This window comes from Micromonospora sp. DH14 (assembly GCF_029809455.1).
GTDB lineage: Bacteria > Actinomycetota > Actinomycetes > Mycobacteriales > Micromonosporaceae > Micromonospora > Micromonospora parva.
In genome coordinates this window covers 23770-48865 of sequence record NZ_JARVKT010000043.1, presented here as the reverse complement: position 1 = coordinate 48865, position 25096 = coordinate 23770, and the positions used below count along the sequence as shown (strand labels likewise).

Below are 25096 nucleotides of genomic sequence, written 5' to 3'. Positions count from 1 at the left end.
GACCGTGCCCACTCCGGGCGGTCAGGCTTGATCCCTGCGTGGGCACGGTCGGCCGCAGCCCTGACGTGGGGACCTGGGTGAGCCCGCGCCGGGTTTGGGTCAGCTCAGGGGTGACCGCCTCCGCATAGGCGCTGGTCAGAGCGGCGGCTGTTTCGGCGGGATCCTCTGCTCGCATGAGCGCGCCCAGGATTGCTACTCCGGTGGCTCCTGCCCGGATGCAGGCAGTCACCTGTTCTGGTCTTTCGATGCCCCCGAGGGCCAGCACGGGCACCGGGCTGCTTCGGACCAACGCCCGCAGCCCCGCAACGCCCACAGGTGGGCCGTAGCCCGGCTTGGTCTTCGTTAGCCAGATCGGGGAGACCGTCGCGTAGTGCTCGGTGGTCAGGCGGGCCAGCTCGGCCTGGTTGTGGCAGGAGCGGCCGACCAGCTGGTGGGTCGGCGGCGGGTACGGGCCGGCGGCGGGCAGGTGCACGGCGTCGCCGCCGAGCGGGTCGGGGCCGGCCACGACGAGGGTCCCGCCGACGTCGGTGAGGATCGCGCGCAGGTCAGCGGCGAGGGCGGCACGCTCGGCGCGCGGCAGGTCCTTCTCCCTCAGCACCACCCAGCGCACGCCCCCGGCCACGGCCCCCGCCACCACCCGCTCAAGCCCGCCAAGCGCGACGCGCCGGTCGGTGAGAACGACAACCCCCAACGGGATCTTGGAAGGAACGGGCCCCTCCAGGGGCAGATTCCTTCCAAGATCTGCTGACGGCTGAGGTGTGGGGTGGGGGGCCAGGTGGGGTGTTGAGGGGGCTCGTCTGGGCGGCGCTGTCACAGCTCGGGTCTTCCCTCGTCGGGGGTGGAGGCGAGCGCGTGGAAACGGCGCTCGATCCGGCCGGCACCGGCCGCCAGCCGGCCCGCCTCGACCGCGTACCGCATCGCGGTGGCCATCGCCACCGGGTCGGCCGCCCGGGTGACGGCACTCGCCAGCAGCACCCCGTCACAGCCCAGCTCCATCGCCAGGGCGGCGTCGGACGCGGTGCCGATGCCGGCGTCGAGGATCACCGGCACGTCCACACCCTGCCGGATGAGCCGAATGTGGTGCGGGTTGCCGACGCCGAGCCCCGAACCGATCGGCGAGCCGGCCGGCATCACCGCGGCGCAGCCCACGTCGACGAGGCGGCGGGCGAGCACCGGGTCGTCACTGGTGTACGGCAGCACGGTGAAACCGTCGGCGACCAACTCCTCGGCGGCGCGGAGCAGCTCCACCCCGTCGGGCAGGAGCGTCCGCTCGTCGCCGATCACCTCCAGCTTGACCCAGTCGGTGTCGAACGCGTCCCGGGCTAGCCGGGCCACCTTCACCGCCTCGGTCGCGGTGTGGCAGCCGGCGGTGTTCGGCAGCAGGCGTACGCCGCACCGGTCCAGCAGTTCCAGCAGGCCACCGGTGGAGCCCGGCGCGGTGCCCACCCGCCGCAGCGCCACTGTGACCAGCTCGGTGCCGGACGCCCGGATCGCCTGCTCCAACACGTGCAGGTTCGCGGCGCCGCCGGTGCCGAGGATCAACCGTGAGGTGAAGGTCGCCCCACCCAGCTCGAAAGGCACGCCGCTCACCCACCCTGCGCCGCGGTGAGCACCTCGACCCGGTCACCGTCGCGCAGCGTTCGGGCCGGCCAGCCGGTGCGCGGCACCACCTCGCCGTTGACCGCGACCGCCACCCCCCGTGGGTGCGGCACGATGTCGTCGACCAGGTCCGCCACTGACGCGCCGGCGGGAACGCTGCGCCCGGCCCCGTTCACCGTCAACTCCACGGGTTCCCCTCCATCGTCGGTCCAGGTCCGCCCACGACGGCACCGGTCGGGCCGAAGCGGTCCGCCCGCAAGGGCGTGAGCAGTGGGTCGGGTCCGCCGCCGAGCACCAGGTCGGCGATCAGGTCGGCGGTGATCGGGGTGAGCACGATGCCGTGCCGGTGATGCCCGGTGGCGGCCAGCACGTCCGGCCGGTCGGGCAGCGGGCCGAGGATCGGCGCGTTGTCCGGGGTGCCCGGGCGCAGCCCGGCGACCGCCTCGACCAGGTCGTACTCGGCCAGTTCGGGCAGCAGGTCGACCCCGGCGCGCAGCAGCCGCTGCACCGCGCCTGCGGTGACTGTGGTGTCCGACCGCTCCTCGACCGTCGCGCCGAGCACCACCTCGCCGTCGGCGCGGGGCACCAGGTAGACGTGCTCGCCGTCGGCGTACCCCCGGATCACGTGCCGGAAGCCCGGCGCGAGGCCGTCGGGCGCGCGGAGCCGGAGGATCTGACCCTTCACCGGCCGCACCGGCAGGCCGGTGAGCGCGGCGGCCCCGCAGCCGGCGGCGACCACCGTGACACCGGCGTCCAGATCGGACAGCCGCCGGACCGGTTGCGGCACGAGCACCACGCCGGCCCGCTGCGCGGCCGTGCGCAGCGCCGGCACCAGCAACCGGGGATCGACCTGGTGGTCGGTGGGCGCGAGCGCGCCGCCGCGCACCCGGGGGGCGAGCGCCGGTTCGCGGTCGCGCAGCTCGCTGGGGCGCAGCGGCGTCACCGGCAGGCCCAACCCCTGCTGGTACGCCCAGAGCCGGCGCGCCTCGGCCAGGTCGTCGCCGGTGAGGCCGACCATCACTGTGCCCTCGGTCCGGTAGCCGATCCCGACCCCGGTCGTCTCGGTCAGCTCGGCGGCGAACGCCGGCCAGCGCTCGGCGGACGCCACCAGCAACGCGGTCAGCTGCCGTTCGCCGAAGTACGCCTCGGCGACCGGGGAGAGCATGCCGGCGGCCACCGACGACGCCCCCGAGCCGGGTGCGGGATCGTGCACCGCCACCCGCAGCCCTCGCGCGGCGCAGCGCCAGGCGATCGCCAGCCCGATCGGCCCCGCCCCCACCACTGCCACGTCCGGCCGGACCCGGTCGCTCGACGGCGCTGACGGGAACCGGCCGGTCAGCACGTCAGGGCCTCGATCAGCGCGGCGGTCGCCCGTGCCGGGTCGGCAGCGGCGGAGACGGCACCGACCACCGCCACCCCGTACGCCCCGGCGGCCCGCAGCGCCGGCACCCGGGCGGCGGTCACTCCACCGATCGCGATGACCGGCACATCGACGGCGTCGACGACGGCGCGTACCCCGGCGGGCCCGATGGGATCCGGCAGACCGGTCTTGGTGCTGGTGGTGTGGCACGGTCCGACGCCGAGGTAGCTGGCTCCCGCCGCGACGGCCTCGCCCGCGGTGCCCGGCGCGCGGGCGGTGGCGCCCAGCACGCCGGTGGGGCCGAGCACCCGGCGGGCGGCGGCGACCGGCAGGTCGTCGGCGCCGACGTGGCCACCGGCGGCGCCCACCGCCAGCGCCACGTGCAACCGGTCGTTGACCAGGCAGGACGCCCCGTACGAGGTGCACAGCGTCAGCACCCGTCGGGCCAGGTCGTACGCCTCGCGGTCGGTGGCGGAATCCTCCACCCGGACCTGCACCACCAGCTCGGCACGGGCCGCGCTGAGGGCGGCCCGGACCACGGCGAGTGGGTCACGCCCGGGTCGGGTGTCGGTGATGAGATGCAATCGCCCCAGGGACGGCACGGCAACACTCCTCCCTGCGCCGGCATTACCCGGATCAGGTTCGACGGTCGGGGGCTGTCAGCCCCCCTCTCAGCCCGGTACACCGGGCTCCCGTGGGTTACTTGCGTGTCACCGTACGACAGATCCGCCGGACTGCCAAGGTGCCGGGTCGGCGGCGACCGGCAGGCCGGACCACATCAGAACGATCAAGATCCATGGGGCACTTCATGCGGTCCTGTTCGGAATGTCGCCCGCCGTTGCAGAACCGTTACCCGCCCGCATCTTGCCCGACATCGAGCCAGCCGAATTAATTTGTTCAGCGATTCGACAAAATGTCGGTGGGGGCACCCTGGCACGGCGTCACCACCGGCTCCATCAGGGACGGCCTTCGGCGAGCCGACTCCCGCGAGCTCTGTCACTACGACACAGGAGGCGGCGTGTCCCGTTCTCGTCGTGCCCGCGTACCCATCACCGCAACCCTGATCTCCCTGGCCATGGCCTCGACCACCCTGTTCGGCACGCCCGCCCAGGCGGCCGCCCAGGTCCCCCCACGGGATGCGAAAGCCGCAGCCCCGGTCAGCCAGGTGGCGCCGAAGGCGCCAAAGGCCGCAGCCGATCCCTACTCCGTCCTGATCTTCTCCAAGACCGCCGGCTTCCGGCACGACTCCATCCCCACCGGCATCGCCGCCATCCAACAACTCGGCGCGGCCAACGGATTCACCGTTGACAACTCCGAGGACGGCGCCGCATTCAACGACGCCAACCTGGCGAAGTACAAGGCGGTGATCTGGCTCTCCACCACCGGTGACGTGCTCAACGCCGAGCAGCAGGCGGCGTTCGAGCGCTACGTGAAGGCCGGCGGTGGTTACGTCGGCATCCACGCCGCGTCGGACACCGAGTACAGCTGGGCCTGGTACGGCGACCTGGTCGGCGCGTACTTCGCCAACCACCCGCAGAACCAGACGGCCACCGTCAAGGTGGAGGACCACGCCCACCCGTCCACCGCGGAGTTGCCGGACCGTTGGTCCCGCTTCGACGAGTGGTACAACTACCAGAGCAACCCCCGGCCGGACGTGCACGTGCTGGCCAGCCTGGACGAGAAGAGCTACACCCCCGGCGCCGGCGCGATGGGTGCCGACCACCCGGTCGCCTGGTGTCAGGACTACGACGGTGGCCGCTCCTGGTACACCGGTTTGGGGCACACCCGGGAGTCGTACGCCGAGCCCGGCTTCCTCTCCCACCTGCTCGGCGGCATCCAGAGCGCCGCCGGTGTGGTGGACGCCGACTGTGGCGCCTCGAAGACCTCCAACTTCGAGAAGGTCTCGCTGGACAGCAACACCAGCAACCCGATGGAGCTGGACATCGCCCCCGACGGGCGGGTCTTCTACATCGAGCGCGACGGTCGGGTGCAGATCATCAAGCCGGACACCGGCAACACCGTCACCGCCGTGGACCTGGACGTCTTCACCGGCAACGAGGACGGTCTGATCGGCATCCGGCTCGACCCGGGCTTCGCCACCAACAAGTGGGTGTACCTGTACTACGCCCCGAACGACGGGGTCACCCGCAACCTGCTGTCCCGGTTCACGGTGACCGGTGACACCATCGACCCGGCCAGCGAGAAGCAGGTGCTGCGGGTCGACACCCAGCGCAACACCTGTTGCCACGCCGGCGGCAGCATGACCTTCGACGGCGAGGGCAACCTGTACCTGGCCACCGGCGACAACACCAACCCGTTCGAGTCGAACTCGTACTCGCCGATCGACGAGCGGGCCGGCCGCCAGGACTACGACGCGCAGCGCACCTCGGCCAACACGAACGACCTGCGCGGCAAGGTGATCCGGATCCACCCGGAGGACGACGGGACGTACACCGTTCCGGCCGGCAACCTGTTCGCGCCGGGCACCGAGAAGACCCGTCCCGAGATCTACGCGATGGGCTTCCGCAACCCGTTCCGGATCGGCACCGACCCGAAGACGAACACCCTGTACGTCGCGGACTACGGGCCGGACGCCAACTCCGACAACCCGAACCGCGGCCCTCGGGGCCTGGTCGAGTGGAACATCGTGACCCCCGGCAACTACGGCTGGCCGTACTGCACCGGGACGAACGAGGCCTACAACGACTACACGTTCCCGTCCGGCCCGAGCGGCGCGAAGTTCGACTGTGCCGCGCCGGTGAACAACTCGCCCAACAACACCGGCCTGACCAACCTCCCGCCGGTCGTCCCCGCGACCGTCGACTACGGGTACGCCGGTGACGCGCGTTACCCGGAGATCGGCGGCGGTGGCGCACCGATGGGTGGCCCGGTCTACCGCTACGACGCGGACCTCAACTCGACCCGCAAGTGGCCGGCGTACTACGACGGCAAGGCGCTGCTCGGCGAGTGGAACCAGAACAAGATGTACACCATGCAGCTGACCCCCGACGGCAAGTCGTTGGTGGACATCAACCAGCTGCTCACCGGCATGAGCATGATCCGGCCGATGGACTTCGAGTTCGGCCCCGACGGCGCGTTGTACCTGATCGAGTGGGGCAGCGGCTTCGGCGGCAACAACGACAACTCGGGCGTCTACCGGATCGACTACACCGCCGGGGACCGCGCACCGATCGCTGCGGCGTCCGCCACCCCGACCTCGGGTGCGGCACCGTTGACGGTGACCTTCTCCAGCGCCGGATCCCGGGACCCGGACGGCGGCACGCTCACCTACGCCTGGGCCTTCGGTGACGGGCAGACCTCCACCGAGGCGAACCCGACCCACACGTACGCCACGGCGGGCAACTACACCGCCCAGCTCACCGTCACCAACCCCAAGGGCCGTACCGCGGTGGCCAACGTGCCGGTCACCGTGGGCAACACGGCTCCGACGGTGACCATCGAGTTCCCGCCGGACGGCGGGTTCTTCGAGTGGGGCGACCAGGTCCGCTACTCGATCAAGGTGACCGACCCGGAGGACGGGGAGATCGACTGTGACCGGGTGAACCTCCAGGTGCTCCTGGGTCACGACGAGCACGCCCACCCGTTGGAGCAGCACACCGGCTGCACCGGCACCGTCCAGACGTCGCTCGCCTCCGGGCACGGCGCCGAGGCGAACGTCTTCGCGGTCTTCGAGGCCACCTACACCGACGACGGTGGCGCCGGCGGCGCCAGCCCGCTCACCGGTCGGGTGATCGAGGTGCTGCAGCCCAAGCGCAAGCAGGCCGAGTTCTTCACCGCCACCGGGCGGGCACCGGTGAGCACCGGCGGCGGCGACGCCGGCGTGCAGCGGGAGACCGGCGCCGACACCGCCGGCGGCGGTCAGAACATCGGGTTCATCGAGGACGGCGACTGGTGGTCGCTCGCCCCGGCGGACCTGACGAACATCACCGAGATCCGGTTCCGGGCCGCCTCCGCCGCCGCTGGCGGTCGGATCGAGGTCCGCGCCGGTGCGGTTGACGGACCGGTGGTCGCCACGGCCACCGTGCCGGCGACCGGCGCGTGGCAGACGTACACGGACGTGAGCGCACCGGTCACCGGCGCCGCGAGCGGCTCGCTGTACTTCCTCGCCCGCGACCCGAACGGCGGATCGGGTTCGCTGTTCAACGTCAACTGGATGGACTTCGTCGGCCGCGGTGTCACCGAGAACGCGCCGCCGGTGGTCAGCGCCACGGCCACCCCGGCCACCGGCACCGCACCGGTCACCGTCGCCTTCGACGGCACGGCCACCGACGCCGAGGGCGACACCCCGCTGACGTACGCCTGGGACTTCGGTGACGGCGGCACGGCGACCACCCTGGACGCCAGCCACACCTACACCAGCGCGGGCACCTTCACGGCCACCCTCACGGTGACCGACAGCAAGGGCGCCAAGTCGTACGCCACGGTGCCGGTGCGGGTCGACGCGCCGGACACGTCCTGCTTCGGGGCGCGTTCGGACGACTTCAACGGCAACACGCTCGACAAGGACCGCTGGACCAGCGTGATCCGGGAGAACCAGCTCTACTCGCTCAGTGATGGCGCACTGCGGCTGCCCACCGGCGTGGGTGACCTCTACGGCGCACGCAACGACGCCACCAACCTGGTGCTCCAGGCGGCTCCGACCGGCGCGTGGGAGATGACCACCAAGGTCACCCTGCCGGTGACGGCCAACTACCAGCAGGCCGGCCTGCTGGTGTACGGCGACGACGACAACTACGCCAAGCTGGACCTGCTGTACAACGGCAGCCGGCGGGTGGAGTTCATCCGGGAGACGGCGGGCACGCCGCGCAACGAGTCCGCCGACGCCACCAACGCACCGGCGGGTGACACCGTGTACCTGCGGGTCACCAGCGACGGGACGAACCTGACCGCGTCCGTTTCGAGCGACGGCCAGACGTTCACCCCGGTCGGCCGTTCGGCCGCGCTCGCCGGCATCACCAACCCGCGGATCGGGGTCTTCGCGCTCAACGGTGGCACCGCGGCACCGGTTGTCGAGGCGGCCTTCGACTCGTTCCAGGTGACGCCGGACGCCCCGGCCGGGCCGGTCGACCCGTCGGACGAGTTCAACGGCACCACGCTGGACAAGTGCCGGTGGGACGCGATCCTGCGGGAGGACCCGACCGGTTACCGGGTCACCGGTGGCGCGTTGCGGATCGACGTGCCCAACGGTGACATCTACGGCACCGACAACACCGGGCCGAAGAACTTCATCCTTCAGACCGCGCCGTCGGGCGACTGGACCCTGGAGACGAAGGTCGACGGCAGTCTGCTGAACGAGCAGTACCAGCAGGCCGGTCTGCTCGTGCAGGCCGACGACGACAACTACCTGAAGTTCGACTTCATCGCGGACAACCAGGCCGGCTCGGCGGTGACGCGGCGGATCGAGTTCCGCAGCGAGATCGCCGGTGCGGTGCAGAACCCGCAGCCGGAGGTGACCAACCTGACCAGCGCCGTCTGGCACCTGCGGTTGGCGCGCGTCGGCAACACGTTCACCGCGTCGTACTCGGCGGACGGGACGTCCTGGACCGCGTTGGAGGCGCTGACCAACACCGCGGTGGGTGCCACCCCGAAGGTGGGGCTGTTCACCCTCGGTGCCAACCAGACGGCGTCGAAGACCGCCTCGTTCGACTACTTCCGGCTCAGCACGGAGGTGGCCGACGAGGCCGCACCGGTGACCACCTCGGCGGTTTCCGGCACCCCGACCGACGGGTGGTACACCGGACCGGTGACGATCACGCTCACCGGCGCCGACGAGGCCGGCGGTAGCGGGCTCGCCAGCACCGAGTACCAGCTGGACGGGGCCACCACCTGGACGGCGTACACCGCTCCGGTGGCGGTCAGCGGGGACGGCGAGCACGAGCTCCGGTTCCGCTCGACGGACAAGGCAGGCAACGTGGAGGCGACCAAGACCGTCTCGGTCAAGATCGACGCCACCGCGCCGGTGACCACTGCGACGTTCGCTCCGGCGAACGACGCCGGCTGGCACAACGGGACCATCCCGGTCGTGCTGGCCTCCACCGACGCCGGTTCCGGCGTCAAGACGGTGGAGTGGTCGTTGGACGGTGGCGCGTGGACGCCGTACACGACGCCGGTCGAGGTGACCGGTGACGGGCAGCACGAGCTGCTGTACCGCTCGACCGACAAGGCGGGCAACGCCGAGACGCTCAAGTCGGCGGTCTTGAAGATCGACGGCACCAAGCCGACACTGCTGGTCTCCGGTCTCGCCGACGGCCAGCTCTACGGTGACAGCCAGGACGTTCGAGTGTCCTGGCAGGCCGTCGACCCGACCTCGGGCATCGCGACCGTGGTCGGCCAGCTCGACGGCCAGGCGTACGCCAGCGGCACGCTGCAGGCCATGTACGACCTGTCGCTCGGCCTGCACGAGCTGACCGTGACCGCGACCGACAAGGCGGGCAACAAGACCACCTCGACGGTCCGGTTCTTCGTCACCACCTCGTTCCGGGACATGCAGAGTCTGCTGGACCGGTTCAAGGCGACGGGGCGGCTCTCGACCAAGGCGCACAAGCAGCTGTCGAACAAGCTCGACGCTGTGCGGGCGTCCGAGGCGGCCGGCGACGACAAGGCGGCCGTACGGCAGCTGACCGCGTTCCGGACGCTCGCCTCTGACACCACCCTGGTGCCCGAGGCGGAGGTCCGGGACGTCCTGATCCGGGACGCCGACGCCATGATCGTTCGGCTCGGCGGCGCGGCCAGCAAGGCCGGGGTCAAGGCGAACGACGGCGACTCGGTCAAGGGCACCGGACGGCTCGGTGGTGACGCCACCCGGCTGGCACCCGGTCGCCAGCTCTGATCCGACGAGGCCCCTCCCCGGCGCTACGGCGTCGGGGAGGGGCCTCCCTCATCGGTAGGGAGGGGATGTCCGTGACGGGTATCCGCAAGGTGTTGGCCGCCGGGTCCGTCGGACTGGCCCTGACCCTGTTCGCCGCCGCCCCAGCGGCGCACGCCGCGCAGGCGACGCAGGCCGCGCAGGCGACGCAGGCCGCGCAGGCCGCGCAGGCTGCTCCGGCGGGGCAGGCGGCCCGGGTGGCGCAGGCCGCCCCAGCGGCGCAAGCCGCTCCGGCGGCCCGGGCGGCGCAGGCCGACAAGCTCAAGCTCACGGTGGCCGGCGACGGCGCTCAGGGCGTCACCATCCAGGCCAGCTACACCGATGGCCGCCGGCTGGAACAGGTGGTGCGGCTGGTCCTCACCGCCACCGGCCCCGACGGGCAGAAGGTCGGGCCGGTGCAGTTGGAACCGCAGCCCGAGGGGCACGGCTTCTACAGCAGCGGCCCGGTGCTCTCCACCGGCACCTGGAAGGTGACGGTGAACTCCCCCGCCCCGTTGGCGGGCAAGGCCACCGCCACGGTGCAGGCCCGGGCGGCGCAGTCACCACCGGCGCCCGAGCCGGTCGCGGTGACCAAGCCAACGGACGGGGCAGGCGGGGCGGGCGCCGGCTGGTGGCCGTTCGCGGCGGCCGGCCTGGTCCTCGTCGCCGCGGCAATGGGGGTGGCCATGCTGTTCGGCCGCCGCCGCACCAACTGACGAAGACGATCTCGCCGCCGCACCGACGGAGCACCACGATCTCGCCGGGGCACCGACAGACCACGACGATCTCGCCGGCGCGGCCGACTGACCGACACTGACGACGAAACGGGCCGGGCCGCAACCAGCGGCCCGGCCCATCGTCATCTCACCCACCGAACCGGGGTTGGTCGGTCACCGCCAGCCCGCGCAGGCGTCACCTGGCCGCCCCGCCGGTCATGATCGACTCGACTTTCATGAAACCGCGCCTTCCCCGGCCCCAGGTCACCCCGACTTCCAGGAACACGAGTGGATCAGGGCGCCGCGCCGGCCGCACCGCCCCGAGCCCAGCCGCACCGCGAGCCAGGCCGCACCGCGAGCCAGGCCGCACCGCTCAGAGGATGGCGCGCAGCGCCGCCAGGTCGTCGTCGCTGGGCTCCCAGGTGCCGGCGGCGGCGTTGGCGCGTACCTGCTCGGGCGTGGTGGCACCGGCGATCACCGAGGTCACCGCCGGCTGGGCGGCCAGCCCACCGATCGCCACCTGGAGCATGCTCAGACCCCGCTCGGCCGCGTACGCCTCGATCGCCTCGATGGTGTCCCAGTCGGCCGCGGCGAGCCGCTCGGCGTACCGGCCACCGCCGGAGAGCCGGCTGCCGGCCGGGGGCTGCTCGCTGCGCTTGTACTTGCCGGTCAGCAGGCCGTTGGCGAGCGGGAAGAACGGCAGCATGCCGAGGCCGAACCGCTCGCACGCCGGGATCACCTCGGCCTCCACCGAGCGCTCCACCAGGCTGTAGTGGTTCTGCGCGCTGATGAAGCGCGACCGACCGTTGGACGAGGCGACCCAGTCCGCGTCGGCGATCTGCCAGCCGGCGAAGTTGGAGTTGCCCAGGTAACGCACCTTGCCGTCGCGGACCAGGTCGTCCAGGGCGGCGAGGGTCTCGTCGATCGGGGTGCCCGGGTCGGGCTCGTGCATCTGGTACAGGTCGATGTGGTCGGTGCCGAGCCGGCGCAGCGACGCCTCCACCGCACGGGCGATGTAGCGCCGTGCACCCCGCGCGCCGTAGTCCGGCCCGTTGAGGCCGTTCATGTCCATGCCGAACTTGGTGGCCAGCACCACGTCGTCCCGGCGGCCCTTGAGCGCCTGCCCGAGCAGCTCCTCGGAGCCGCCCTGCGGCTCGCCGTAGATGTCGGCGGTGTCGAAGAGGGTGATCCCGGCGTCCACTGCCGCGTCCACCACCGCCCGGGTGCCGTCGAGGTCGAGCTTGCGGCCGAAGTTGTTGCAGCCGATGCCGACCACGGACACCACGAGCCCGGAGTCGCCCAGCCGGCGATAGGTCATGTCAGTCACGAGATCCACCCTATGCCGGCCGGGTGCGGGCCGTCCCGGCGGAGGCTGAGCTGAGCACCTCGGTGAGCAGCTCACGGGCGGTTTCGATGCGGCTCGCCAGCCTGACCGGCCCTCCCGGGGCCACCGAGACGATGCAGACGCCCAGCGGCCCCCGGAGACGCTCGCGGAGCCTGGAGGTCAGCAGGTGCGGGTGTTGTAGGTGGCCCAGTAGGGGCCGCCGCCCTGAGGCGGGTAGAACCGGTAGTTTCCGTCGGGCGAGCGCTGCAAGACGAACTCGTGCGCGCTGTACGCGCTCCTGGAGCCCCGTGCCCCCCGGTACACCACGTACCGCCACCCGTTCTGGTCGTCGTTCTGCACGAGCCTGTCGCCGGCCTTCGTCCAGCTGTTCCGGCCAGCGGAGCCGTCCGCGCTGAGGCTCTTGTCCCGCTGGAAGTTCCTCGTTGCGGCATCGGTCTGGTCGCCGAAGATGCCATCGACCCCGGACGAGGGCAGGTAACCATTTGCCCAGAGAATGGTCTGCCACAGACAGGTGACGTTCGAGCTGCGGTGCGTTCCGACGTTGGCGACGCCCTCGTCATCGAAGTCGTCAGATACCGCACCGGTGCCGTAGACGTACGCCCTGCCGGTGTAGGAGCCGCTGGCCACAGCCGGCGTGGCGAGGGTGACGTTGATGCCGATGGCCAACGCCGCGCCGACTGCGGGGACGGCAGCCCGACGGAGCACGCGGCGGATGGAGTGGAGCGAAGACATGCATCTCCTTGCGTGGACAGAGGTGGATACCTCGATGGGCGATGGGACGGTTGAACGGTAGGGTGGGGCCGGTACATCCGCCGCACAATTGGCGTACAGGTCACCCGCCCGCCCCGTCATCCCAGGCGCGGTGCGTCTGGCGACGGATTGCAGCGCCCATCTGTGAGGTGCCTGGTTGCGTTTCGAAATCCTTGGCCCGTTCCGGGTGTACCGCGAGGGCCGGCTGGTTCCGCTGGGCTCGGTGAAGCAGCGTCTCCTGTTGGCCACCCTGCTGTTGCGTCCGAACGAGGTCGTCGGCACCAACGAGTTGGCCCTGATGCTCTGGGGCGACGAAGAGCCGGTGTCGGCGGCTGCGAACCTACGCACCTACGTGCGCGGGCTGCGGCAGTCGCTCAGCGACGGGGCGTCCTGGGACGGGATAACCGCAGTGGCGGGCGGCTACCGGCTCCGGGTGGGCCCCGACGAGCGGGACCTGGACCTTTTCGACACTGCGGCGGCCCGGGGGCGCGACGCTCTCGCCGCCGCCGATATGGACCTTGCCGAGGCCGAACTCTCCGCCGCGCTGGGAATCTGGCGCGGGGCACCGCTGTCGGGCCTGCCCCTGCGTTCAGCTCTGGCCAGGCGGGTGGCGCAGATCGAGGAGCGCCGGCTGCTCGTCGAGGAGGACTACGCCGACGCGGTGCTGGCGCTCGGCGCGCCGGCCGAGGTGGTACGCCGACTGCGGACCCTGCTCGACCGACACCCGCTGCGGCAGCGGGCGTGGGGCCAGCTGATGGTGGGCCTGTATCGCATCGGCGACGTGGCCGGCGCATTGGACGCCTTCCGGCAAGCTCGGCAGGCGCTGGCGGAGGAGACCGGCCTCGATCCCACGCCGGAACTCATCAAGGTCTACGACGACATCCTGCATCACCGACCGGGATTGGCAACGCAACCGCCATCGGGGTCGAACGGGCCGGCGCCGGGGCCGCACATCCTGCGCCCCGAGCAGCTGCCGCGCGCGGTACCGGAGTTCGTTGGTCGCAGCGCCGAGCTGGCCAGCCTCGACGCGCTACTGGGCGGCGAGGCGCAGAGGTCGACCACCGTGGTCATATCCGCGGTGTCGGGCATGGCGGGAGTTGGCAAAACCGCCCTGGCCTTGCACTGGGCGCACCGGGTTGCCGACCGCTTCCCCGACGGCCAGCTGTATGTGAACCTTCGGGGTTACGACGAAGCCGGCGTGGTGTCCCCGCTCGACGCCCTGTCCGAATTCCTCGAAGCGCTCGGCGTGCCCCACGCCCGGATACCCGCCGGCATGGAGGCCCGCAGTGGCCTCTACCGCAGCCTGCTGGCCTCTCGCCGGATGCTCGTCGTGCTCGACAACGCCCGCGACTCCGCCCAGGTTCGCGCCCTGTTGCCCGGTGCCGGCGGCTGCATGGTCGTGGTCACCAGCCGGGACCGGCTCGGTGGCCTGATCGCCGCCGAGTGCGCGGTGCCGTTGACGCTGGGCGTGCTCACGGCGGACGAGTCGATGAGCCTGCTCGCCGGTCGGATCGGGGCCAGCCGCCTTGCCTCCGAGCCGGCTGCGGTGGACGAGATCGTCGAGGCCGCTGGCCGGCTTCCACTGGCGCTGTCGATAGTGGCGGCACGCGTCGCCACCCATCCCACGTTTCCGCTCGGCGCCATCGCCGCCGAATTGCACTCCACCGAAGCCAGGCTGGACGTGTTGGCCGACGGTGACGTGCGGCGCGTCTTCTCCTGGTCGTACCTGGCCCTGGGGCAGGACGCGGCCCGGCTGTTCACTCTGCTGGGGCTGCATCCGGGCCCGGACCTGACCGCCGCCGCGGCGGCGGCGCTCGCCGGCGTGCCGACCGCAGCCGTTACGCCGAGACTGCGGGAGCTGACCCGGCTGAATCTGCTGGCCGAGCACGCGCCTGGCCGCTACGCCTTCCACGACCTTCTGCGCGCGTACGCGGCCGAGCTCGCGGAGTCGTCGGAGCGCGCCGACGAACGCACGGCCGCCCGGCAGCGCCTGTACGACCACTACCTGCACGCCGCCTATCCGGCCGCGCTACTGCTCCAGCCGCAGTGGCCCCCGATCGAGCCGGTTCCGCCGCTGCCCGTCACCGCCAGGCGGCCGGTGACCGATCACGGCGGCGCGCTCGCCTGGTTCATGGCGGAGCACCGGGTGCTGATTCGAATGGTTCGGCAGGCCGCCGAGAACGGGTTCGAAGCGTACGCCTGGCAGATCGCCTGGGCGTTGAACACCTTCGTCGCGCCGCGTGGCCTGTGGCAGGACCAGCTCGACATCCAACGGGTCGCGCTGGCCGCCGCAGAGAAGATCGACGACCTGGCCGGTCAGGCTGCTGCCAACCGGCTGCTCTCCCGGGCGCTGACCCGACTCGGCGACCGCGATGCCGCCGAGGACCGACTGAAGCGCGCACTTGAGCTGCACGAACGCCTCGGCGATCCGACTGGTCAGGCGCAGACGCTGCACAACTACTGTGAACTCTGCTATCTGGACGGCCGGTTCGAGGAAGCCCTCGCACACGGTCGCGAGGCGCTACGGCTCTACCGGCTGGTCGGTAACCGCTCGGGTGAAGCTCGGACACTCAACGCGATCGGGTGGCTGCTGGCCACCACCGGCGACTATGTCCAGGCCATCGAGAGCTGCACCGAAGCACTCGACCAGCAACGACGGAGCGACGATCGCAACGGCCAGGCCGCGACGCTGGACAGCCTGGGTTTCGCCTACCACCGCCTCGGTGAACGCGACCGCGCGGCCGACTGCTATGAGCAGGCGATCCAACTTTTCCGCGACTCGGCCGACCGCTACCACGAGGCAGAGACCCTCATCCGGCTCGGGGACACCCGGGAAGGGATGGGCGACCTGACCGCTGCTGCCGCCGCCTGGGACCAAGCCGTGCGAATCTACGAGGACGTGGGCGACCCCGCGGCCGAGGAGGGCCGCCAACGCCTCGAACGCCTGGTTGCGTCCTAGCCCGCCGGGTTCAGCTGTGCGGCAACTCGACGGCGTACAGCTGGTCGGGCAGGTCGGCCGGGATCACCCGACGTCCCAGACCGGTTCCGGGGTCTCCACCACCTCACTGTCGCCGCGGAACAGCACGAACCGGTCGAAGGAGCGGGTGAACCAGCGGTCGTGGGTGACCGCGATCACCGTCCCCTCGAACGCGTTCAGGCCCGCTTCGAGGGCTTCCGCGCTGGCCAGGTCGAGGTTGTCGGTGGGCTCGTCGAGCAGCAGCAGGGTCGCCCCGGACAGCTCCAGCAGCAGCACCAGGAACCGGGCCTGCTGCCCGCCGGAGAGCGTGCCGAACCGCTGGTCGCCCTGCGCGGCCAGCTCGTAGCGGCTGAGCACGCCCATCGCCGCGTGTCGGTCCATCCCGGTGCGGTGCTCGTCGCCCCGCCACAGGATCTCGACCAGCGTCTTGGACATCAGCTCCGGCCGGTCATGGGTCTGGGAGAAGTGCCCGGGACGCACCCGGGCACCCAACCGGGCCACGCCGTCGTGCGCCACCGGAGCGAGCGCGCCCGCCCCGTCGACCGGCCCGTTGGCCGGGTCCGGGTCGGTGCCGCCGCGGGCCAGCAGCCGTAGGAAGTGCGACTTGCCGGTGCCGTTGGCACCGAGCACCGCCACCCGGTCGCCGTACCAGATCTCCAGGTCGAAGGGGAAGGTCAGGCCGTCCAGCTCCAGCTGCTCGCAGACGACCGCGCGCTTGCCGGTCCGCCCGCCGGCCAGGCGCATCCGGATGTCCTGGTCCTTTGGGGGTACGGGCGGCGGCCCGGCCTCCTCGAACTTACGCAACCGGGTCTGCGCGGCCTGGTAGCGCGAGGCCAACCCGTCGTTGTACGCGGCCTTCTGCTTGTACATCAGCATCAGCTCGCGCAGCTTCTGGTGCTCCTCGTCCCAACGTCGGCGCAGCTCGTCGAGGCGGGCGTGCCGGGCCACCCGTGCCTCGTGCCAGCTGGCGAAGCCGCCCGGGTGCACCCAGGCACTGCCACCCTCGACGGCGACCACCCGGTCGGCACTCTGGGCGAGCAGCTCGCGGTCGTGCGAGACGTAGAGCACCGACTTCGTCGACTCGCGCAGTCGCGCCTCCAGCCAGCGTTTGCCGGGCACGTCGAGGAAGTTGTCCGGCTCGTCGAGCAGCAGCACCTCGTCCGGGCCGCGCAGCAGCAACTCCAGCGCGAAGCGCTTCTGCTGACCGCCGGAGAGGGTACGCACCGGCCGGTCCCGGACGGCGTCCCACGGCTGGCCGAGCACGATCGTCGCGACGGTGTCGAAGAGCACCTCGGCGTCGTACCCGCCGGCCTCGCCCCAGGCGCCGAGCGCATCGGCGTACGCCAGCTGGGCCTTGCCCGCGGCGTTGCTGAACTTGCCGTGGGCCTCGGCCGCCCGCATGGCCGCCTCGGTCTCGCCGAGTCGCCGGCCGGCGTCGCGCAGGGCCGGAGGGGCCAGCGACAACGCCAGGTCGGCGAGGCTCGACTCGTCGCCGATCATGCCGATGAACTGGCGCATCACGCCCAGCCCGCCGGCTCGTGCGACGACGCCGGTGCGCACCGGCAGGTCGCCGGCGACCATCCTCAGCAGCGTCGTCTTTCCCGCGCCGTTCGGCCCGACCAGGGCGACCTTGCTGCCCTCCCCGACCCGGAACGACACGTCGGCGAAGAGTTCCCGACCGTCGGGCAGGATGTGCCCGACCGCTGCCACGTCCACGTATCCCACGCCGGGATCCTGCCCCAGTGAGGGTCGGGGGTACATCCAATTACCGGGTGACGCGCAGCACCCGGAAGCCCTTCTGGCTGGCGTACCGCTCGACCTGCCAACTCTGCTCGGTGAGCCAGCGTTGCAGCGAGTCGCCGCCGAGGTGTCGGGCGACGACCAACCAGCCGACGCCGTCCGGGGCGAGTCGGGGCAGCCAGCGCAGCAGCAGGTCGTGCAGCTCGTCCTTGCCGATCCGGATGGGCGGGTTCGACCAGAGCTGGGCGAAGCGGAGGTCTTCCGGGACGTCGTCCGGTGCGCTGACCCGGACCCGGTCGGCGGCGCCGATCCGAGCCGCGTTGGCGGCGGTCAGCTCGCGGGCCCGGGCATTGACGTCGACGGCCCAGATGGTGCTGGCCGGCGCGAGGTCGGCCAGGACGCAGCTGATCGGCCCGAACCCGCAACCGAGGTCGAGCAGGTCGCCCACGGTGTCGGCGGCGGGCAGCTCGGCCTTGCGCAGCAGCACGGCGGTGCCCGGGTCGAGCCGGCTGGCGGAGAAGACTCCGCCGGCCGAGGCGAGCCGGTAGTCGCGGTCGGCGACGGAGAACTCGACCTCGCGCGCCGGGGCGTCGCTGGTGGGCTGAGCGGTGAAGTAGTGGTCGCCGGTCACCGGGCAATTCTCGCACCGGCCCGGGAAGGAGCGCCGGGGCGATCGGCCTTCTCCACGGACCTGGCCCGACCCACGCGCGCATTTCTTCGAAATTACCCCCTAAAGGGACAATCGCTCCTACTCTGGGCGACATGGTGTATCGGTACGAGTCCGATGAGGACGCTTTCGAGGATTACCCGGAGCCCGGATCCGACCTGTCGGTGCTCGGCGCCGGCCCGCCCCCGCCGGCCGGGCCGTCCCCATCGCGCTTCCCGACGCCGTCGTTGCCCCGGCCGAACCAGCTCTCGCTGCCCTCGTCGTCGCCCGCGCCGACCCGTGCCGATCTGCCGCAGTCCGCGCCGGTACGGGCCGATCTGCCACAGTCCGCGCCGGTACGGGCCGATCTGCCACAGTCCGCGCCGACTCGTGCCGACATCCCGCCCGCACCGCCGCGCAGCCAGATCTACACGTCGGCGACCCCGGTGGAGCCGAACGCCCGGCGCGGCGGCGGCCGACTGTGGCAGGTACTGATCGGCGGTGCTGCCGTCCTGGTACTGCTCGCCCTCTGCGGCCTCGGCGCCGCCGCGCTGCTCATCGACCGCAACGAGCAGCAGCCGCAGAGCAACCCGACGTACCAGCCGAACGCCGCCGCGCCGTCGGCCACGCCGGAACGGGTGGCCCTCGACTCCCGGGACACCGACCAGGCCCCGCTCACCGCCAAGGAACTCTTCCCCGGCAAGGAGCTGAAGCTCACCGACGGCCAGCCCAGTTACCGGGTGCTCAAGACCCAGTCCAGCGGCAGTTGCGCCGTCGCCGCCACCGACGAGGTGGCCGACCTGCTGGTCCGGCTCGGGTGCAACCAGATCGTCCGGGCCACGCTGAGCACGCCCGACGACGGGCACCTGGTCACCGCCGGCCTGTTCAACCTCACCGACAAGGTCAGCGCGGAACGGGCCCGGGACCGGCTCCGCCAACTGCTCGACGAACGGCAGGGCCGTTTCCGTGGCCTCACCGGCGACGACGGCGACGGCACCGACGTCCTGACCAATGCCCCGGCACGCGTCGGCTGGCAGGTCCGCGGCCACTACCTGGCGTACGCCCTGGTGGTCCGCAAGGACGGCGCGGCGGTCAAGGCGGGTGACGCCAAGGTCCGCGAGATCCTGTTCGACATGATCGAGCTGCACCTCAGCCGGGGCGTGCTGCAACAGCGCGCCGACGGTGGCACGGCCGCGCAACCGACGGCCGGGCCGACCGACAACAGCGGAAGCCAGGGCGGCAACGGCGAACTGCCGGGCGACTGACCGGTGCCCCGATGACGGGTGTGCTGCCGACAGGTGGCACACCCGTCGTCATTGGCGGTCCGGGCGGTCAGCCTTCGACCGGAACCCGCAACCGGCGGGTCAGGTCGGCGCGGCGCGCGTACTCGGCCGGATCGGACGGGTAGCCGACCGCGACCAGGGTCAGCCCGTGCGCGGGCGCCACCGTCACCTCGCTGGAGCGCTCCTGGCGGGTGAGCAGGCTCCCCGGCCACTCGACCGGGCGACGGCCGTCCCCGGCCACCAGCATCGCCCCCACGAGGCTGCGCACCATCGCCTGGCAGAACGCGTCGGCCTGCACGGTGGCGACCAGGATGCCGTCCGGGTCGCGACGCCAGTCCAGCCTGGTCACCTCGCGCAGCGTGGTCGCGTGCTCCTTGCGCCGGCAGTACGCGGCGAAGTCGTGCTCCCCCACCAGCCCGGCCGCGGCGGCGTTCAGCGCCGTCAGGTCCAACGGTTTCGGCCAGGCCAGCACCTCGTGCCGGCGCAGCGGCTCCGCGCCGAAGGGCGCATCGGTGACCCGGTACTCGTAGCGCCGGAAGGTCGCCGAGAACCGGGCGTCGAAGTCGGTCGGCACCTCCGTCATCGCCCGTACCCGCACGTCGGTGGGGAGCAGCCGGGCCAGGCGGCGCAGCAGTCGCCCCTCGTGCTGTCGCCACACCTCCACCGGCAGGTCCAGGTGGCACACCTGCCCGGTGGCGTGCACCCCCGCGTCGGTCCGCCCGGCCACCGTCAGCCCGGTGGCGGTGCCGACGCCGAGGACCAGGTCCAGGGTCTCGACGAGCACCCCCGCGACGGTGCGCCGGGTCGGCTGGGCGGCCCAGCCGGAGAAGTCGGCGCCGTCGTACGAGACGTCCAGCCGCAGCCGGATCCGCTCGTCCACCTCGTACCTCCTGTTACGGGTCGGGCCCGGCACCCCGATGGGGTGCCGGGCCCGACAATGCCCTTGATCAGGCCTTGTTCTCGGTGGCCTCGTCGCTGTCCTCGCGGGCGGCGGCGGTGTCACCGGACGCCGACACCGGCGCCTCGGAGTCCTGGTCGGCCGGAGCCGACTTCGGGGCCTCGTCGGCCGGGGCGAGCGCCTCGACCTTGTCCTGCTGCGCGGCCTTGCGGGCGGCGGTCTTCTTGTTCGCCTTCGGCTCGGCGACCTGAAGCTCCTCCACCAGCTCGATGATCGCCATCGGAGCGGCGTCACCCTTGCGCGGACCGGTCTTCACGATCCGGGTGTAACCGCCGGGGCGGTTGGCGTACCGGGGCGCGATCTGGTCGAACAGGGCGTAGACGACGTCCTTGTCCTTGACGACACCCAGCACCCGACGCCGCGAGGCGAGGTCACCGCGCTTGGCCTTGGTGATGAGCTGCTCGGCCAGCGGGCGCAGCCGCCGGGCCTTCGTCTCGGTGGTCTGGATCTTGCCGTGCTGGAACAGCGCGGTCGCCAGGTTGGCGAGCATCAGCCGCTCGTGCGAGGGGCTGCCGCCGAGGCGGGGGCCCTTGGTGGGCGTGGGCATTTTTGGTGCTCCTCAGTTGTGGCGGCAGCGCGGACTAGAGCTGCTCGGTCTCGCGGTAGTCGTCGGTGTCGTAGTCGGCCTCGCCGAAGGTGTCCACGACGTGCGCCGGGTCGAAGTTCGGAGCCGAGTCCTTCAGCCCGAGACCCATCCCGGCGAGCTTCATCTTGACCTCGTCGATCGACTTCTGACCGAAGTTGCGAATGTCGAGGAGGTCGGCCTCGGTACGCCCGATGAGCTCACCAACGGAGTTGATGCCCTCGCGCTTGAGGCAGTTGTAGGAGCGGACGGTGAGGTCCAGCTCCTCGATCGGCAGAGCGAGGTCCGCCGCCAGCTGGGCGTCCTGCGGGGACGGCCCGATGTCGATGCCCTCGGCGGTCTCGTCCAGCTCCCGGGCGAGCCCGAACAGCTCCACCAGCGTCGAACCGGCGGAGGCCAGCGCGGTACGCGGGCCCATCGACGGCTTGGTCTCGACGTCGATGATCAGCCGGTCGAAGTCGGTACGCTGCTCGACACGGGTCGCCTCGACGCGGTAGGTCACCTTCAGCACCGGCGAGTAGATCGAGTCGACCGGGATGCGGCCGATCTCGGCGCCGGACTGCTTGTTCTGCGCCGCCGTCACGTAGCCCCGGCCCCGCTCGACGGTCAGCTCCATGTCGAGCCGGCCCTTGCCGTTCAGGGTGGCGAGCTTCAGATCCGGGTTGTGCACCGAGACGCCGGCCGGCGGCTGGATGTCGCCCGCCGTCACGTCGCCCGGGCCCTGCTTACGCAGGTACATGCTGACCGGCTCGTCGTGCTCGGAGCTGACGCACAGCTCCTTGATGTTCATGACGAGCTCGACCACGTCCTCCTTGACACCGGGGATCGTGGTGAACTCGTGCAGCACACCGTCGATCTTGATCGAGGTGACGGCCGCGCCCGGGATCGACGACAGCAGCGTACGCCGCAGCGAGTTGCCCAGGGTGTAGCCGAAGCCCGGCTCCAGCGGCTCGATGGCGAACCGCGACCGGGTCTCGTTGATCGACTCCTCGGAGAGGGAGGGTCGCTGGCTGATGAGCATCTTTTCTCTTCTCTTCCGGGACGCCCGCTATTTGACGCCCACGACACAAACTGTTCCGGTGGCCCGCCCGAACGGGCGGGCCACCGCAACGAGCCCGACTACTTGGAGTAGAGCTCGACGATCAACTGCTCCTGGACCTGCGTGTCGATGACCTGCCGGGCCGGGAGGGAGTGCACGAGCACCTTCATCTGGCTCGGGATGGCCTCAAGCCACGCCGGAACCGTCTTCGAGCCGGCCTGAGCCTGCGCGACGATGAACGGGGTGAGCTCCTTGCTCTTGCCCCGAACCTCGATGATGTCGTGCTCCTTGACGCGGTACGACGGGATGTCGACCTTCTTGCCGTTCACCGTGAAGTGACCGTGCTTGACCAGCTGGCGGGCCATGTCCCGCGAGTGGGCGAAGCCGGCCCGGTAAACGACGTTGTCCAGCCGCGACTCGAGGATCTGCAGGAGGACCTCACCGGTCTTGGCCTGCTTGCCGACGGCTTCCTCGTAGTAACCGCGGAACTGCTTCTCCAGCACGCCGTAGACGCGGCGGGCCTTCTGCTTCTCGCGGAGCTGGAGCAGGTACTCCGTCTCCTTCGTGCGGCCGCGGCCGTGCTGCCCGGGCGGGAACGGCCGGGACTCGAACGGGCACTTCGGACCATCGCACTTGCTGCCCTTGAGGAACAGCTTCATCTTCTCCCGCCGGCAACGGCGGCAGTCAGCACCGGTGTAACGAGCCATCTCTCTCTACCTCTCAGACCCGGCGACGCTTCGGCGGACGGCACCCGTTGTGCGGCTGCGGGGTGACGTCGGAGATCTGCCCGACCTCGAGGCCCACTGCCTGCAGCGAACGGATGGCGGTCTCCCGGCCGGAGCCGGGGCCCTTGACGAACACGTCGACCTTGCGCATGCCGTGCTCCATGGCACGACGCGCGGCAGCCTCGGCGGCCAGCTGCGCGGCGAACGGAGTCGACTTGCGGGAGCCCTTGAAGCCGACCTGGCCGGCGGAGGCCCAGGAGATGACCGCACCGGTCGGGTCCGTGATGGACACGATGGTGTTGTTGAACGTGCTCTTGATGTGCGCCTGCCCGTGGGCGACGTTCTTGCGTTCCTTGCGCCGGACCTTCTTTACAGCGGCTCCGGCACGAGCCTTCGGTGGCATAAGTCTGTGCGCTCCTAGTTGACTTTCCGGACTGGGTTGCGGTCTGGCCCGCCTCGGCGGCGACCGACCCCGTCATCCGGTTAAGAACTACTTCTTGCCGGGCTTCTTCTTGCCGGCGACGGTCCGCTTCGGGCCCTTGCGGGTCCGGGCGTTGGTCTTGGTCCGCTGGCCACGCACGGGCAGGCCCCGGCGGTGCCGGATGCCGGCGTAGCAGCCGATCTCGACCTTGCGGCGGATGTCAGCGGCGACCTCGCGGCGCAGGTCGCCTTCAACCTTGTAGTTGCCCTCGATGTGGTCGCGGAGCTGCACGAGCTCCTCGTCCGTGAGGTCCCGAGCGCGCTTGTCCGGCGAGATGCCGGTGGCGGCGAGCGTCTCCAGGGCGCGGGTACGACCGACCCCGAAGATGTAGGTGAGCGCGATCTCCAACCGCTTTTCGCGGGGGAGATCCACGCCGACTAGACGTGCCATGTGCGGGCGTACTCCTCGTGATGTGTGGCGGAGGTGTGGACCCGTCCCACCCCGCTACCGGCCGTCCCGTCCTTCCGACGCGATCAGCGCCGGCGACCGGGATCGGTCGCTGCCCAAGCGGGCCCCGGCCTCCGACCGGGGGTCAGCCACGAGGGAGTACGCATCGCGTACCGCTCGCGGCTGGGACGAGCATGTGTGATGTGTGTGTCGCTGGGGATCTGCCGGGACCAACGCCACCCGGCCGCGCTCCGGCCGGACGGGCTGAGTCAGCCCTGGCGCTGCTTGTGGCGCGGGTCGCTGCAGATGACCATGACCCGGCCGTGCCGGCGGATAACCCGGCACTTGTTGCAGATCCTCTTGACGCTCGGCTTGACCTTCACGGTTGCCTTACTTCCCATCTGGCCCGGGGACGCGCGTTGCGCGACACCGGACGTCGAAGACGGACACGGGACTTCCCGGCCGTCGTCAGGACTACTTGTAGCGGTAGACGATGCGCCCGCGGGTCAGGTCGTACGGCGAAAGTTCGACGACGACCCGGTCCTCCGGAAGGATGCGGATGTAGTGCTGCCGCATCTTGCCGCTGATGTGAGCCAACACCTTGTGGCCGTTCGCGAGCTCCACCCGGAACATGGCGTTCGGCAGGGGCTCGATGACCCGACCCTCGATCTCAATGGCTCCGTCTTTTTTCGGCATGTCCTCCGCTGTCCTGACGTCGATTGCTCCGGGCGGCCCACAACGTCTTACACGGAAATCTGATCAGAATCAGAAGCCCGCGCCAGCCGCGGCTCCAGCTCCCACCGAAGCGCAGGGTGGGCATGCCGGAGTGGACGCTGTGCGCCGATCTGAAAGTGTACGCCGGCCTGCAGTCCGCCGCCAAACCGACCACCCCCCACCCCGCGCGTCGCCCCCACGGTCCCCACACTCAGTCCCGTTGATCATGAAGTTATCGCCACGAATCGCCGGAGCTGATGACAACAACTTCATGATCAACGCGTGAGGGATTAGGGCCGGACCGAGGGGCCCGGGGTTATTGGGGGGTGTCGGGGTTGATGGCGCGCTTTGCCTGTTTGCGTTCCTGGCGGCGCTGGCGCTTGATGGCCTCGCGCCGGGGCTCTCCCCCGACCAGTCCCGTGACGGTGCGGATCACCAGCACCGCGCCCCACGGCCCGGCCACCCAGGCCGGCCAGAAGTACTGCAGGTCCTGGCTGAGCAGTGACGTCACCGCCCAGATGGTCACCACGATGGCGATCACCCGCAGGTACGGGAACCACACCTCAGCCAACCAGCGGGCGGTGGTACCCCGGGTGGCCTTCTGACTGGACTGGTCACCCAGCAGGTCCACGGTCGGCGCGGCTGCCGGCGCCAGACCCGACCGCTGCGCCGGCGTCACCGGCGGCAGGTCGGCGAGCAGGACCTTCAGGTCGGCGTACGTGCGCGCGGCGTAGGCCCGCTGCAACCGCTCGTCGTACTCGTGCAGGTCCAGCCGGCCCTCCTCGAGGGCGACCCGCAACCGGTCGGCCACCGCCGCACGGTCCGAGTCCGCGGCTCGCATCCCGTCGCGCCCGTCCATGCCGGCAAGCATGCCACCGTCGCGCCAGTCCGCCCGACCCCCGACCCTGGTCGATCATGAAGTTGTTGC

At 71.1% G+C, this 25096-nt stretch carries 22 protein-coding genes and 1 riboswitch; of the genes, 4 read left to right on the top strand and 18 right to left on the bottom strand.

Annotated features, from left to right (window positions below):
• The 5 genes from QCZ28_RS31840 to thiE all read right to left on the bottom strand — a co-directional run.
• On the bottom strand, positions 1 to 697 hold a 697-nt coding region (locus tag QCZ28_RS31840; protein ID WP_347815145.1), incomplete at its 3' end, for a thiamine phosphate synthase.
• Between the two features lie 113 nt (positions 698 to 810).
• Entirely contained in the window at positions 811 to 1590 is a 780-nt protein-coding gene (locus tag QCZ28_RS31835; RefSeq protein WP_279520034.1) for a thiazole synthase, read from the bottom strand.
• A complete protein-coding gene (gene thiS / locus QCZ28_RS31830; protein ID WP_279520033.1) occupies positions 1587 to 1787 on the bottom strand; it encodes a sulfur carrier protein ThiS in 201 nt (66 codons plus the stop codon). The genes QCZ28_RS31835 and thiS overlap by 4 nt, the downstream gene beginning before the upstream one ends.
• On the bottom strand, positions 1778 to 2938 hold the full coding sequence (thiO, locus tag QCZ28_RS31825; protein WP_279520037.1) for a glycine oxidase ThiO: 1161 nt from the start codon (positions 2936 to 2938) through the stop codon (positions 1778 to 1780). Before thiO ends, thiS begins: the two co-directional genes overlap by 10 nt.
• Positions 2935 to 3561 carry a thiamine phosphate synthase gene (gene thiE / locus QCZ28_RS31820; protein ID WP_279520032.1) on the bottom strand — a complete coding sequence of 209 codons (627 nt, stop codon included), beginning with the start codon at positions 3559 to 3561 and terminating at the stop codon, positions 2935 to 2937. The genes thiO and thiE overlap by 4 nt, the downstream gene beginning before the upstream one ends.
• Positions 3556 to 3665: riboswitch (TPP riboswitch) on the bottom strand. (Overlaps the previous gene by 6 nt.)
• A gap of 312 nt (positions 3666 to 3977) precedes the next feature.
• Between thiE and QCZ28_RS31815 the strand changes: the two genes are divergently transcribed.
• Both QCZ28_RS31815 and QCZ28_RS31810 read left to right on the top strand, forming a co-directional pair.
• Positions 3978 to 9809: a ThuA domain-containing protein gene (locus QCZ28_RS31815; RefSeq protein WP_279520031.1), complete on the top strand. Its 5832-nt coding sequence runs from the start codon at positions 3978 to 3980 to the stop codon at positions 9807 to 9809.
• Between the two features lie 71 nt (positions 9810 to 9880).
• Entirely contained in the window at positions 9881 to 10540 is a 660-nt protein-coding gene (locus QCZ28_RS31810) for a hypothetical protein (protein WP_279520030.1), read from the top strand.
• Positions 10541 to 10913: 373 nt separating this feature from the next.
• On the opposite strand, the gene QCZ28_RS31805 is transcribed toward QCZ28_RS31810, so the two are convergent.
• The gene (locus QCZ28_RS31805; protein WP_279520029.1) at positions 10914 to 11876 is read right to left on the bottom strand and encodes an aldo/keto reductase; all 963 of its coding nucleotides are present in this window, start codon (positions 11874 to 11876) and stop codon (positions 10914 to 10916) included.
• A gap of 168 nt (positions 11877 to 12044) precedes the next feature.
• Positions 12045 to 12617 carry a peptidoglycan-binding domain-containing protein gene (locus QCZ28_RS31800; RefSeq protein WP_279520028.1) on the bottom strand — a complete coding sequence of 191 codons (573 nt, stop codon included), beginning with the start codon at positions 12615 to 12617 and terminating at the stop codon, positions 12045 to 12047.
• Positions 12618 to 12792: 175 nt separating this feature from the next.
• Between QCZ28_RS31800 and QCZ28_RS31795 the strand changes: the two genes are divergently transcribed.
• Complete coding sequence (locus QCZ28_RS31795) at positions 12793 to 15594, top strand: BTAD domain-containing putative transcriptional regulator (RefSeq protein ID WP_279520027.1); 2802 nt, start codon at positions 12793 to 12795, stop codon at positions 15592 to 15594.
• Between the two features lie 63 nt (positions 15595 to 15657).
• On the opposite strand, the gene QCZ28_RS31790 is transcribed toward QCZ28_RS31795, so the two are convergent.
• Both QCZ28_RS31790 and QCZ28_RS31785 read right to left on the bottom strand, forming a co-directional pair.
• Positions 15658 to 17337 (bottom strand): ATP-binding cassette domain-containing protein, encoded by a 1680-nt coding sequence (locus QCZ28_RS31790; protein ID WP_279520026.1) that lies wholly within the window; start codon positions 17335 to 17337, stop codon positions 15658 to 15660.
• A gap of 40 nt (positions 17338 to 17377) precedes the next feature.
• Positions 17378 to 17983 (bottom strand): methyltransferase, encoded by a 606-nt coding sequence (locus QCZ28_RS31785; protein WP_279520025.1) that lies wholly within the window; start codon positions 17981 to 17983, stop codon positions 17378 to 17380.
• Positions 17984 to 18114: 131 nt separating this feature from the next.
• Here QCZ28_RS31785 and QCZ28_RS31780 point away from each other — a divergent pair, with 131 nt between their 5' ends.
• Complete coding sequence (locus QCZ28_RS31780; RefSeq protein WP_279520024.1) at positions 18115 to 19263, top strand: hypothetical protein; 1149 nt, start codon at positions 18115 to 18117, stop codon at positions 19261 to 19263.
• Positions 19264 to 19330: 67 nt separating this feature from the next.
• On the opposite strand, the gene truA is transcribed toward QCZ28_RS31780, so the two are convergent.
• The 9 genes from truA to QCZ28_RS31735 all read right to left on the bottom strand — a co-directional run bounded on the left by truA (position 19331) and on the right by QCZ28_RS31735 (position 25027).
• Entirely contained in the window at positions 19331 to 20161 is an 831-nt protein-coding gene (gene truA, locus QCZ28_RS31775; RefSeq protein ID WP_279520023.1) for a tRNA pseudouridine(38-40) synthase TruA, read from the bottom strand.
• A 67-nt stretch (positions 20162 to 20228) separates the two neighbouring features.
• Positions 20229 to 20786 (bottom strand): 50S ribosomal protein L17, encoded by a 558-nt coding sequence (gene rplQ / locus QCZ28_RS31770; protein WP_030329923.1) that lies wholly within the window; start codon positions 20784 to 20786, stop codon positions 20229 to 20231.
• A 34-nt stretch (positions 20787 to 20820) separates the two neighbouring features.
• Entirely contained in the window at positions 20821 to 21843 is a 1023-nt protein-coding gene (locus QCZ28_RS31765) for a DNA-directed RNA polymerase subunit alpha (protein ID WP_007465227.1), read from the bottom strand.
• A 98-nt stretch (positions 21844 to 21941) separates the two neighbouring features.
• Entirely contained in the window at positions 21942 to 22568 is a 627-nt protein-coding gene (gene rpsD, locus QCZ28_RS31760; protein ID WP_030329921.1) for a 30S ribosomal protein S4, read from the bottom strand.
• 13 nt (positions 22569 to 22581) lie between these two features.
• Complete coding sequence (gene rpsK / locus QCZ28_RS31755; protein ID WP_007073011.1) at positions 22582 to 22989, bottom strand: 30S ribosomal protein S11; 408 nt, start codon at positions 22987 to 22989, stop codon at positions 22582 to 22584.
• An 87-nt stretch (positions 22990 to 23076) separates the two neighbouring features.
• Positions 23077 to 23457, bottom strand: a complete 381-nt coding sequence (rpsM, locus tag QCZ28_RS31750) for a 30S ribosomal protein S13 (protein ID WP_030329917.1) — start codon at positions 23455 to 23457, stop codon at positions 23077 to 23079.
• Positions 23458 to 23723: 266 nt separating this feature from the next.
• Positions 23724 to 23837, bottom strand: coding sequence for a 50S ribosomal protein L36 (gene rpmJ, locus QCZ28_RS31745; RefSeq protein WP_043965539.1), 114 nt, complete (start codon positions 23835 to 23837; stop codon positions 23724 to 23726).
• A gap of 91 nt (positions 23838 to 23928) precedes the next feature.
• Positions 23929 to 24150: a translation initiation factor IF-1 gene (gene infA / locus QCZ28_RS31740; RefSeq protein ID WP_007073013.1), complete on the bottom strand. Its 222-nt coding sequence runs from the start codon at positions 24148 to 24150 to the stop codon at positions 23929 to 23931.
• A 334-nt stretch (positions 24151 to 24484) separates the two neighbouring features.
• Positions 24485 to 25027: a DUF1707 domain-containing protein gene (locus QCZ28_RS31735; RefSeq protein ID WP_279520022.1), complete on the bottom strand. Its 543-nt coding sequence runs from the start codon at positions 25025 to 25027 to the stop codon at positions 24485 to 24487.
• Positions 25028 to 25096 lie beyond the last annotated feature (69 nt).